The sequence below is a fragment of the Microbacterium sp. Bi128 genome (assembly GCF_918698205.1).
Genome location: NZ_CAKKMM010000103.1, coordinates 1 through 11884 on the forward strand (window position 1 = coordinate 1; position 11884 = coordinate 11884).

The 11884-nt window shown below is 71.6% G+C and carries 11 protein-coding genes and 1 other RNA gene; 4 read left to right on the forward strand and 8 right to left on the reverse strand.

Going from position 1 to position 11884, the window contains the following annotated elements; all coding sequences use genetic code 11:
• From LQV45_RS09935 to LQV45_RS09960, 6 genes are all read right to left on the reverse strand, one after another.
• Window positions 1-2358: glycoside hydrolase family 65 protein (locus LQV45_RS09935; RefSeq protein WP_230006874.1), on the reverse strand; the 2358-nt coding region annotated here is incomplete at its 3' end.
• Window positions 2359-2411: 53 nt separating this feature from the next.
• Window positions 2412-3146 carry an HAD family phosphatase gene (locus LQV45_RS09940; protein ID WP_230006875.1) on the reverse strand — a complete coding sequence of 245 codons (735 nt, stop codon included), beginning with the start codon at window positions 3144-3146 and terminating at the stop codon, window positions 2412-2414.
• Window positions 3147-3231: 85 nt separating this feature from the next.
• Window positions 3232-4392 (reverse strand): N-acetylglucosamine-6-phosphate deacetylase, encoded by a 1161-nt coding sequence (locus tag LQV45_RS09945; RefSeq protein ID WP_230006876.1) that lies wholly within the window; start codon window positions 4390-4392, stop codon window positions 3232-3234.
• A gap of 10 nt (window positions 4393-4402) precedes the next feature.
• Window positions 4403-5635 (reverse strand): acetate/propionate family kinase, encoded by a 1233-nt coding sequence (locus LQV45_RS09950; protein ID WP_230006877.1) that lies wholly within the window; start codon window positions 5633-5635, stop codon window positions 4403-4405.
• Window positions 5632-7767 (reverse strand): phosphate acetyltransferase, encoded by a 2136-nt coding sequence (gene pta, locus LQV45_RS09955; protein WP_230006878.1) that lies wholly within the window; start codon window positions 7765-7767, stop codon window positions 5632-5634. The genes LQV45_RS09950 and pta overlap by 4 nt, the downstream gene beginning before the upstream one ends.
• A 48-nt stretch (window positions 7768-7815) precedes the next feature.
• A complete protein-coding gene (locus LQV45_RS09960; RefSeq protein ID WP_374208175.1) occupies window positions 7816-8604 on the reverse strand; it encodes a DeoR/GlpR family DNA-binding transcription regulator in 789 nt (262 codons plus the stop codon).
• Between the two features lie 39 nt (window positions 8605-8643).
• On the opposite strand from LQV45_RS09960, the gene LQV45_RS09965 reads away from it, so the two are divergent.
• Window positions 8644-9009: a DUF4406 domain-containing protein gene (locus LQV45_RS09965; RefSeq protein ID WP_230006879.1), complete on the forward strand. Its 366-nt coding sequence runs from the start codon at window positions 8644-8646 to the stop codon at window positions 9007-9009.
• Complete coding sequence (locus tag LQV45_RS09970) at window positions 9006-9674, forward strand: NUDIX domain-containing protein (RefSeq protein WP_230006880.1); 669 nt, start codon at window positions 9006-9008, stop codon at window positions 9672-9674. Before LQV45_RS09965 ends, LQV45_RS09970 begins: the two co-directional genes overlap by 4 nt.
• A gap of 27 nt (window positions 9675-9701) precedes the next feature.
• Here LQV45_RS09970 and ffs read toward each other — a convergent pair.
• Both ffs and LQV45_RS09980 read right to left on the reverse strand, forming a co-directional pair.
• Window positions 9702-9798: signal recognition particle sRNA small type (gene ffs, locus LQV45_RS09975), an RNA gene on the reverse strand.
• Window positions 9799-9851: 53 nt separating this feature from the next.
• Entirely contained in the window at window positions 9852-10298 is a 447-nt protein-coding gene (locus LQV45_RS09980; protein ID WP_230006881.1) for a MarR family winged helix-turn-helix transcriptional regulator, read from the reverse strand.
• Between the two features lie 76 nt (window positions 10299-10374).
• Between LQV45_RS09980 and LQV45_RS09985 the strand changes: the two genes are divergently transcribed.
• Both LQV45_RS09985 and LQV45_RS09990 read left to right on the forward strand, forming a co-directional pair.
• Window positions 10375-11313, forward strand: coding sequence for an SDR family NAD(P)-dependent oxidoreductase (locus tag LQV45_RS09985; RefSeq protein ID WP_230006882.1), 939 nt, complete (start codon window positions 10375-10377; stop codon window positions 11311-11313).
• Window positions 11314-11318: 5 nt separating this feature from the next.
• The coding region (locus tag LQV45_RS09990; protein ID WP_230006883.1) for an amidohydrolase family protein at window positions 11319-11884 on the forward strand (566 nt) is incomplete at its 3' end.

Below are 11884 nucleotides of genomic sequence, written 5' to 3' on the forward strand. Positions count from 1 at the left end.
GACCCGGACGGTCTCGCCGGGCGACACGGTGTACTCGACGCCGCGGACGGCGAACTCCACCGGCTCCCCGTCGTGCCCGGCCCGCAGGGTGAGCGCGGTGGCGGTGAGCGTGATGTTCAGGCGCGTCCCGTGCCAGTGCAGCACGTACGACAGCTCGGGCCAGTCGACCGGGAGCCGCGGGTCGAACGTCAGTCGACCGAAGTGGTCGCGCATGCCGCCGAAGCCGCTGACGAGCGCCGTCCACACGCCGCCGGCGGAGGCCACGTGTACACCGTCGGCGGCGTTGTGGTGCAGGTCGCCGAGGTCGACGAACGCCGCCTGCCGGAAGTACTCCAGCGCGAGGTCCTGGTAGCCCACCTCGGCGGCCAGGATCGACTGCACGACCGCCGACAGCGTCGAGTCGCCGGTGGTCAGCGGGTCGTAGTACTCGAAGTCGGCGAGCTTTTCGGCATCCGTGAAGTGATTGCCCTGCAGGAACAGCGCGAGCACAACGTCGGCCTGCTTGAGCACCTGGTACCGGTAGATGACCAGCGGGTGGAAGTGCAGCAGCAGGGGGCGCTGGTCGGGCGGGGTGTTCTCGAGGTCCCAGATCTCGCGCTCGAGGAACACCGCGTCCTGCGGATGGATGCCGAGCGCCGGGCTGAACGGGATGTGCATCGCCTCGGCCGCCATGTCCCAGCGATCGGGCTCCGACGGGTCGAGGTTCATGCGGTCGGCCATGCGGCCGTAGGCCTCGGGGTCGTTCTCGGCGAGGTCGCGCACCGTCCGCGCCGCGAAGCGCAGGTTGAACCGCGCCATGACGTTGGTGAAGAGGTTGTCGTTGACGACGGTGGTGTACTCGTCGGGCCCGGTGACGCCGTGGATGTGGAACGAGTCCGGCTCGCCGTCGGCGCCGTCGCTCGAGCGCCAGAAGCCGAGGGTCGACCACAGTCGTGCCGTGTCGACGGCGATGTCGACGCCCTCGCGGGCGAGGAACTCCTCGTCACCGGTCGCGCGGACGTACTTCGCCAGTGCGAAGGCCACGTCGGCGTTGATGTGGTACTGCGCGGTGCCGGCGGCGTAGTACGCCGAGGCCTCTTCGCCGTTGATCGTGCGCCACGGGAAGAGGGCACCGGCCTCGTTGAGCTGGTGGGCGCGCTTGCGGGCCGCGGGGAGCATAAGGTGCCGCATGCGGAGCGCGTTCCGCGCCCACTGCGGCGTCGTGTACGCCAGGAACGGCAGCACGTACACCTCGGTGTCCCAGAAATAGTGACCGCTGTACCCCGACCCGGTGACGCCCTTCGCGGGGACTCCGTGTCCGTCGGCGCGCGCGGCGGCCTGGGCGAGCTGGAACAGGCACCAGCGGGTCGCCTGCTGTAGGTCGGCGTGACCGCCGATGCGCACGTCGGAGCGGTCCCAGAACGCGGCGAACCAGTCGATCTGGCGTTCGACGAGGCCGTCGACGCCGATCTCGCGGGCACGGTCGAGGGTGCGGCGGCACCGGTCGACGAGTTCGCCCGCGGGCACACCGCGCGAGGTGTGGTAGCTCACGAGCTTCGTGATCGTCGTGGGAACCCCGGCCCGGGCGTGCACGCGGTACACGGTCTTGGCGAGGTCGGGCTCGACGAGCTGCCGGACCGTGTAGTCGTTGTCGGTCTCGATCGCGTGCTCGGCGATGACGGCGAGCGTCATCCCCGATTCGGTGACCTCGTACGACAGGGCCGAACGGTCGCCGTCCTGCCAGTAGTCGCGCGGCTGCAGCACACGGTCGGTGAGCTTCTCGGTCTTCCGCGGGTCGAAGCCGGACTGCCGGGATGCCATCGGCGAACCGCCATAGATGCCCTCGCCGTCCTGACGGTTCAGCAGCTGGCTGTTCACCGCGACCGGGGCGTCGGCGTTCAGCACCGTCACGGTCAAGCGGAGCACGGCGAGGTGCTTCTCCTCGAAGGAGACGAACCGCTCGTCCTCGATGCGCACCTCCTTACCCGAGGGCGTCACCCACAGCAGCGTGCGTCGGAGGATCCCCTGGCGCAGGTCGAGCACGCGCTCGTAGTCGCGCACGTCGGCGATGTCGAGCGAGAGCGGCTCGTCGTCGACGTAGACCCGGAGGACCTTGGCATCCGGGGCGTTGATGATCGTCTGCCCCACCTCGGCGAAGCCGTACGCCTGCTCGGCGTGGCGGATGGGGAACGTCTCGTGGAACCCGTTGATGAACGTGCCCTGCTCGTGCGCGAAGCGCCCCTCGATCGAGTTGCCGCGCAACCCCAGATAGCCGTTGCCGACCGCGAAGAGGGTCTCGGTGACACCGGTGTCGTCGACCGAGAACTCGGTCTCGACGAGACGCCATTCGTCGACGGGGAAACGATCGCGATCGATCATCGGGGGCATGCCTTCCGGTGCCGGGGTTCGGGTCAGTCGCGCGAGGCGACGGCTCAGTCTACGAACGCCTGGAGGTCGTCGACGACCACGTCGGCCCCGGCGGCCGAGAGCTGGTCGGCCCCCACCCCGCGATCGACGCCCACGACCAGAGCGAAACCCGCCGAGGAGGCCGAAGTCACGCCGCTGAGGGCGTCCTCGACGGCCGCCGAGCGCGCCGGGTCGACGCCGAGCATCTTCGCCGCCTCGGCGAACACGTCGGGCGCGGGCTTGGACGCGAGGTGATCGCGTTCGGCGACGACGCCGTCCATCACCACGGGGAAACGCTCGCGGATGCCGGCGGCCTCGAGCACCTCGACGGCGTTCTTCGAGCTGGACACCACCGCGATCGGGGTGCCGGCCTCGTCCAGGACGTCCAGCAGCGCGATCGAGCCGGGGTAGGGCGCGATGCCCTCGGCCCGCAGGATGCGCGAGAACACGATGTTCTTGCGGTTGCCGACGCCGCAGACGGTGTCGCTCGACGGGTCGTCGGAGGGGTCGCCCCACGGCACTTCGACGTCACGGCTGCGCAAGAGGCTCGCGACACCGTCGTAGCGCTTCTTGCCGTCGACGTAGTCGAAGTAGTCGCGATCGGTGTACGCCGGCTCGATGCCCCACGCCGCGAACAGCTCGTCGAACATCTCTTTCCACGCCCGCATGTGGACTTCCGCGGTGGGCGTGAGCACCCCGTCGAGGTCGAACAGCACGGCGTCGTACGACGTCAGGTCGGGCAGGTCACGGCTCTCGGTCACGGCGGGCTCCAGATCGCAGGGCGGGACGTGCAAGCGCGACGGGGACGTCGCTGTCTCAGCGTACCGGCGAGGCGGCCCCGCGGTCTCAGCGGGACCCGGACGCGAGGGCCCGTCCGCCGATCCACACGCGGGACGGATGCCACGTGCCATCCCACCACACGAGGTCGGCGAGAGCGCCCTCGGCGACGTGACCGATGTCGGTGCGGCCGAGCGATCGGGCGGCGTTCTCGGTGCACGCGGCGAGCACGGCGGCCGGGTCCAGGCCCGCCGCGATCATGCGGCGCACACCCTCGTCGAGCACGACGCCGGCCCCGGCGATCGTGCCGTCGGGGCGCCGACCGAGGCCCGTGTCGTCGTTCGCGACGGGTTGCCCGCCGAAGTCGTACCACTCGCCCGGGGCGAGACCGGCGGTCACGATCGCGTCGCTCACGCCGATCGCGCGACGGCCGGCCGCCGCCAACACGAGCGACACGACGTGGGGGTCGAGGTGCCGGCCGTCGATGATCGTGCCCACGAAGAAGCGGTCGTCGACGAGCACCGCTCCGGGCACGCCGGGCTCGCGCGCGATCAGGGGCCGTTGGGCGTTGAAGACGTGCGTGGTCATGGTCGCCCCGGCGTCGCCCGCCGCGTGGACCTGCGCGGCGGTGGCGTCGCTGTGCCCGACGGCGACGACGACCCCCTCTCGGGTGAGACGCCGGACAGCCTCGAGCGCACCGGGGAGTTCGGGGGCGAGCGTGACGGTCCGCAGCGCGCGGTGCGCGCCGGGATCCGACACCAGCGCGTCGATGTGGTCGGACGTCGGTGCGAGCAGCCACTCGGCGTGGTGCGCTCCCGCCCGGGCCGGTGAGAGGAACGGTCCTTCCGCGTGCGCCCCGAGGACCCGGGCGACCGGTTCGTCGGCGAAGGCGTCGCGCGCGCGACCGATCCGCGCCAGGGATGCCACCAATTCGGGCAGCGGCGCCGTGATCACCGTGGGTTGCACCCCCGTGATGCCGTGCGCCGCCAGTCCCGCGAGCAACGTCCGCCACACGGCACCGTCGGCGGCGGCGACATCCACCCCGAACGCGCCGTTGACCTGCAGATCGAGCAGCCCCGCACTGAGCATGCCGTCGGCGAGATCGACGTCGACGACGTCGTCGTCTCGTGCGGGACGCACCGTCCGGATCCGCGCGCCCGCGAGCTCCAGCACGACGGGCCCCACCACCGCTCCGCCGATGAGGGCCCGGGCGGCGCGCAGGCGGGTCACGGCCGTGGGCTCAGGACGCGACCGACAGGGTCTGTCGAGCGATCTCGAGCTCTTCGTTCGTCGGCACCACGAGCACCTCGACGCGCGAGGCGTCCGACGAGATGCGACGGATGCCGCGCCCCCGCGTCTCGTTGCGCTCGGCGTCGAGCTCGACCCCGGCGAAGCCCAGGGTGGCCATGGCCTCGGCGCGCACGCGCGCGGCGTTCTCGCCGACGCCCGCGGTGAAGGAGATGACGTCGACGCCGCCGAGTTGGGCGAGATAGGCCCCGGCGTACGCGCGCAGCCGGTGGACGTAGACGTCGAACGCGAGCTGGGCGTCGGGGTCGCCCGCGTCGCAGCGCGCGGTGAGGTCGCGCATGTCGGACACCCCGGCGAGACCCTGGAGCCCGGACCGCTTGTTGAGCAGGGTGTCGAGATCGGCGATCGACAGGTCGGCACGGCGGGCGAGCTGGAACAGCACCGCCGGGTCGAGGTCACCGGAGCGCGTGCCCATCACGAGGCCTTCGAGCGGGGTGAGGCCCATCGACGTCTCGACGGACCGGCCGCCCTCGATGGCGGTGACGGACGCGCCGTTGCCGAGGTGGAACACGATCTGACGGAGTTCGGCCAGGGGCCGTCCCACGAACTGCGCGGCGGACTCGCTGACGAACTTGTGGCTCGTGCCGTGGAATCCGTACCGGCGGATGCGGTGCGCCTCGGCGAGTTCGCGATCGATCGCGTACGTGTACGCCGCCGGGGCGAGCGACTGGTGGAACGCGGTGTCGAAGACGGCCACGTGCGGAACCGCGGGGAAGGCCTTCTTCGCCGCGACGATCCCGGCGAGGTTCGCGGGGTTGTGGAGCGGGGCCAGCACCGACAGCTCGTCGATGTTGATCTCGACGAGCGGTGTCACCAGCGTCGGCTCGAAGAAGCGCGCCCCGCCGTGCACGACGCGGTGCCCGACCGCCACCGGCGCACGCTCTTCGAGCGAGGGGCCGTGCAGGGCGAAGGCCTCGAGCATGACGGCGAACCCCGCGGTGTGGTCGGGGATCTCGCGCTCGATGGTGGACGTGGCATCCGTCACCGTCGGCGCAGGGCCGTCGGCGGGAGCGAGGGATGCCGCGGTGACGGTGTGGGTCGCGACGCCCGTGCCCTCGCCGATGCGCTCGACCAGCCCCGAGGCGAGGACGCGCTCGTGCTCCATGTCGAGCAGCTGGTACTTGAACGACGACGAACCGCTGTTGACGACCAGCACGACGCTCACGCGGGGCTCCCCTGGGCTTGGATCGCGGTGATCGCGATCGTGTTGACGATGTCGCCGACCAGTGCGCCGCGCGACAGGTCGTTGATCGGCTTGTTCAGGCCCTGCAGGACCGGGCCGATCGCGACCGCACCGGCCGAGCGCTGCACGGCCTTGTAGGTGTTGTTGCCGGTGTTCAGGTCGGGGAAGACGAAGACGGTCGCACGCCCCGCGACCTCGGAGCCGGGCATCTTGGCCTGGGCCACGGCGGCGTCGGCTGCCGCGTCGTACTGGATGGGCCCCTCGACCAGCAGCTCGGGCGCGCGCTCGCGCACGAGCGCCGTGGCCGCGCGCACCTTCTCGACGTCGGCGCCGGTGCCCGACTCCCCCGTCGAGTACGACAGCATCGCGACGCGCGGTTCGATGCCGAACTGCGCCGCGGTCGCCGCCGACGACACCGCGATGTCGGCGAGCTGCTCGCTCGTGGGGTCGGGGATGACGGCGCAATCGCCGTAGACCAGCACGCGGTCGGCCAACGCCATGAGGAACACGCTCGAGACGACCGAGACACCGGGCGCGGTCTTGATGATCTCGAACGCGGGGCGGATCGTGTGGGCCGTGGTGTGCGCGGCGCCAGAGACCATGCCGTCGGCCAGGCCCAGGTGCACCATGAGCGTGCCGAAGTACGACACGTCGGTGACGGTGTCGGCCGCCTGCGCGTACGTGACGCCCTTGTGGGCGCGCAGGCGCGCGTACTCGGTGGCGAACTTGTCGACGTGGACCGCGTCGAAGGGGCTCAGCACCTCGGCGTCGCGGATGTCGATGCCGAGCTCGATCGCGCGGCCGCGCACCTCGATCGGCTCGCCGAGGATCGTCAGGTCGGCGATGCCGCGCGAGAGCACGGTGGCCGCGGCCCGCAGCACGCGGTCGTCGGTGCCCTCGGGCAGCACGATGCGGCGCTTGTCGGCGCGCGCGCGATCGACGAGGCCGTACTCGAACATCAGCGGGGTCACGACGCTCGGGCGGGAGACGCCCAGCTCGCGGGTGAGGAGCTCGGTGTCGACGTGGCGCTCGAACATCGCCAGCGCCGTGTCGTAGCGGCGCTGCGAATCGGCGGCCAGGCGTCCGCGCGTGTTCATGATCCGCACCGCGGTGTCGTAGGTGCCCAGATCGGTGGCGATGATCGGCAGCGACGAACCGAGGCCGTCGATGAGGCGCACGATCGCGTCAGGCAGCTCGAACCCGCCGTTGAGCACGACGCCGGCGAGCGAGGGGAACGTCCCCGACGAGTGCGCCAGGAGCGCCGCCAGCAGCACCTCGGTGCGGTCGGCGGGGATGACGATGACCGCGGACTCCATCAGGCGCGGCAGGACGTTGACCATCGACATGCCGGCCACCACCACGCCGAGCACCTCGCGGGTGAGCAGCTCGGGGTCGCCCTTGATGAGCTCGCCCTCGACCGAGCGCAGCACTCCGCGCATCGACGGCGCGATGAGGAAGCGGTCCTCGGGGAGTGCCCACACCGGCACCGTCCGGCTGCGCGGTGCGCCGGCCGTGTCGACGACGTGCCGCACCGAGGACACGACTTCGTCGAGCAGGTCGGGATCGGCACGGTTGACGATCGCGGCGAACACCTCGGCACGCTCGTGCAGCAGCTCGGGAAGAGCGAGCGCCGCGATCTGCCCGACCTCCTGCGGGGTGCGGGCGACCGACAGTCCCAGCGTCTCACCCTGTCCCTGTTGCGCGCGGCCGCCGAGGACGAGGAGCACCGGCGCCCCGAGGTTGGCCGCGATGCGGGCGTTGTAGGCGAGCTCGGCGGGACTGCCGACGTCGGTGTAGTCGCTGCCGATCACCACGACCGCGTCGCACTGGGCCTCGACCGCCTTGTACCGCTCGACGATGCGTCCGAGCGCGGCGTCGGCGTCGTCGCGCACGTCGTCGTACGTGACGCCCACGCACTCGTCGTAGGCGAGATCGACGCCGTCGTGGTCGAGCAGCATCTCGAGCACGTAGTCGCGCTCGGCGGTCGAGCGCGCGATGGGCCGGAAGATGCCGACGCGCGGGGTGACGCGACTCAGGGCGTCGAGGACACCCAGAGCCACCGTGGATTTGCCCGAATGACCCTCGGCCGACGTGATGTAGATGCTCTGCGCCACGGGCTCCACCCTATGCGGGGGAGGTGACATCACGCGGGGGTTGCCTCGCTATCGAGCGATGTCGAGCGGTCCCGGGGCGGGCGGAACGGGCAGCAATCGAGCGCCCGCCCGACGCAGGGCCCCGGCGCGAGGATCGCCGCGGTCGAGATCGGCGATGATCCCGGAGACGCCCGTGAGCGGCAGGATGCCGAAGCGCGAGGCCGCACCCAGCTTCTCTTCACTCGCGAGGACGAACGTCTCGGCCGCCCGCTCGGCGAGGGCACGCTTCATCGCCGCTTCTTCGGCATCCCCCGTCGTCAGCCCCGCCTCGCCGTGCACGCCCGTGACGCCCAGGAAGAAGACGTCGGCGCTGACCCGCTGCGCGGCTTCCACCGCGGCGGCACCGCACGCCACCGCCGAGTGCTTGAACACGCGCCCGCCGATGACGATGACCTCCGCGTCGTGGTCCAGGAGCGCGGCGGCGATGGTCGGCGAATGCGTGATGATCGTCCCGGCGAACGCCCGCGGCAGGGCATGGACCATCGCGAGCGTCGTGGTGCCGCCGTCGAGCAGCACCGTGGAACCGGGCTCGATCAGGGCCACGGCGGCGTCCGCCACGCGCGCCTTGCTCTCGCGAGCGACCTCCTGGCGCACCGAGTAGTCGGCGACCGCGGGCGAGGCCGGCAGAGCACCGCCGTAGACACGCACGGCGAGGCCCGCGGCATCCAGTTCCCGCAGGTCGCGGCGAATGCTGTCCTCGGACAGGCCGAGTTCGACCGCAACATCCTTGACCACGAGGCGCCCGTCGCGCCGCAACCTCTCGAGCAGGACGCCCTTGCGCGCAGCAGCCAGCACCATGTTCACATTGTTGCACGTTTCTGCACTATCGTTCCGGCTATGAGCCGCCCCCTCCTGATTCTGATCGCCGGACCGTACGCGTCGGGTACCGACGGCGACCCCGCCCGCATGGCCGCGAACCTGCGCCGTCTGGAGGAGGCGGCGTGGCCGATCTTCCGCGCCGGGCACGTCCCGATGATCGGCGAGTGGGTCGCGCTGCCCGTCCTCGCGAACGCGGGGGCGTCGGGGCCGAACGACGCGCTCGCCTCCGAGGTGCTCTATCCGACCGCGGAGCGCCTGCTGCAGCACTGCGACGCCGTCCTCCGCCTTCCCGGCGCCTCGCGCGGCGCGGACCGCGACGTGGAGATCGCGCGAGAACGCGGCATCCCGGTGTACGCCTCGATCGAGGAGATCCCGACCGCATGAACGACGCACGCTCCGGCACCACCGTCCCCGACCACCGCGGCCGCACGGGCCTGCACCTCACCGGACGCGACCTGGATCGCAACCCCCGCGTGGAGGTGACCGACGTCGAACTGCTCGCCGCCGGCTGGCACGTCCTGCGCGCGACGACCTTCCGGTACCGGGGCGACGACGGCGAGTGGTCGACCCAGAAGCGCGAGACGTACGACCGCGGCAACGGCGCGACGATCCTGCTCTACGACCCCGACCGGCGCACGGTGCTGCTCACGCGGCAGTTCCGCTACCCGGTCTACGTCAACGACCACCCCGACGGGATGCTCATCGAGACCGCGGCGGGACTCCTCGACGACGACGACCCGATCACCGCCATTCGCCGCGAGGCCGAGGAGGAGACGGGGGTCGTCATCACCGAGGTGCAACCGGTGTTCGAGGTGTATATGAGCCCCGGATCGGTCACGGAGCGGTTGCACTTCTTCGCCGCCGCCTACGACGGGGCGTCGCGCGAGGGCGACCGCGGAGGCCTGGTCGAGGAGGGCGAGGAAATCGAGATCCTCGAGTACGACATCGACGCGGCGCTGCAGATGGTCCGCGACGGCGAGATCCAGGATGCCAAGACGATCATGCTGCTGCAGTGGGCGGTGATCGACGGGCCGTTCGCGCGCCGCTGAGGGCGAGGCATCCGGATCCGCGGGCAAAAAAAAGACTCTCCGCGCACCCGGTAGAGCCTGGTTACCCTTGCTACGTTTCCGTCCTGGGGGAGTTGGCCGGGATGCCGCCGCGCGGAGAGCCGACACGAGTCTACCCGACCGGCGGGCCGGCGCACGCCCCGGGCCGACGCGCGGGGCTCAGTCCGGGAACGCCACGCGCCTCAGCAGCGTCGTGAGCTGTCGCCGCTCCCCGTCGTCGAGGCCGGCGTGCAGCTCACGCTCGGCCGCGAGGATCGCGGGGCGGGCCTCATCCAGCAGCGCGCGGCCCGGCGCGGTGATCACGACGACGTTGGCGCGGCGGTCGCGCGGGTCGGGCTCGCGCGTGACGAGACCGCGCCGCTGGAGGTCGTCCACGAGCGCGACGACCTGGCTCGGATCCAACCGCAGATGATCGGAGACCTCGCGCTGCGAGGGACGCGTTTCGCCCGCGGCGAGCGCGAGCACCGAGTACGAGCGCACCCGCAGACCGAGGGGCGCGAGCGCGGTGTTGCCTGCCGCGATGGAGAGGGCGTTCGCGCGCGCCATGAGGAAGCTGAGTTCGTCGTCGAGGCGGACGGGCGCATCGGGGGCGGGCGTCGAGGTCACTCCCCGATGGTAGCGAACTCAATGATTGACATTTTCAATCTTTGAGTTTAGAACTGGTCTCGACGGAAGGATCCCCATGACCAGCGCACCCCTCCTCGACGGCAAAGTCGCCGTCGTCACCGGCTCGGGCCGCGGCCTCGGCCTCGCCTACGCTCGCGAACTCGCCCGCCACGGCGCCGCCGTCGTGATCAACGACGTCGACGCGGCGACCGCGGCGGAGGCCGTCGCCACGATCGAGTCCGACGGGGGCCGCGCGGTCGCGGTCGTCGCGCCCGTCGGACCCACCGCTACGGCCCAGCAGCTCGTCCGTACCGCCGTCGACACCTTCGGCGGTCTGGACATCCTCGTCACCAACGCCGGGGTCCTGCGTGACACCGTGCTGTGGAAGATGAGCGACGACGACTTCGACACCGTGATCGGGGTGCACCTGCGCGGTACCTTCACGTGCGTGCGCGAAGCGGCGGGGTGGATGCGCGAGCACGGCGTCGCCGGGCGGATCATCTGCATCGGCTCCCCCACCGGTCAGCGCGGCAACTTCGGCCAGACCAACTACGCCGCCGCCAAGGCCGGCATCGTCGGCATGGTGCGCACCTGGGCCCTCGAACTGAAGCGCGCCGGGATCACGGCGAACGCGGTCATCCCCGTCGCCGCCACCGCCATGACCGCGACGGTCCCCTACTTCGCCGCCGCCGTCGAGGCCGACGCCGCCGGGGAGCCCATGCCCGCCTTCTTCCGCCACGACCTCGGCTTCGGCACGTCCGACGACGTCGCGGGGCTGATCGCCTACCTCGCCTCGGATGCCGCCGGCGCGGTGACCGGCCAAGCGATCGGTGTCGGCGGCGATCGTCTGCAGCTGTGGACGCACCCCGAGCCGGCCGCCACCGCCTACCGCGACGGCGGCTGGACCGCCGAGGCCCTCACCGCGGGCTTCGCCGAGGCCGTCGGCCCCCTGCAGGGCGTCGGGGAGAGCTTCCCGCCGCTCCCCGACGACCTGCGCCGCGACCCCGCGCGGTGACCGGCGTGACCCGTTACGAGTCCGCCATCGACGTCGCGGCGCTGACCGCGATCGACATGCACGTGCACATCGAGGTCGACGGCCACGCCCATGCGTCGCTGCCCGACGACCTCGCCGAGGCGGCCAGCCGCTACTTCTCGACCGACGGCCCGCGCCCCGACCTCGACAGCATCGCCGCGTACTACCGCGAGCGGCGGATGGCGGCGGTGGTGTTCACCGTCGACGCCGAGACGCAGCTGAGGCACCCGCCGATCTCGAGCGCCGAGGTCGCCGCGGGCGCGGCACGTCACCCCGACGTGCTGATCCCCTTCGGATCCGTCGATCCGCGCCGTCCCGACGCCGTCGACCGCGCGCGGCGCCTGATCGACGAGAGCGGGGTGCGCGGATTCAAGTTCCACCCCACCGTGCAGGGCTTCGACCCGAGCGACGAGGCGCACTACCCGCTCTACGCCGAGCTCGAGGCCGCGGGGGTGGTGGCTCTCTTCCACACCGGCCAGACCGGGATCGGAGCCGGGATGCCGGGGGGCCGGGGGCTGCGCCTGGCACTGTCGAACCCGATGCTGCTCGACCC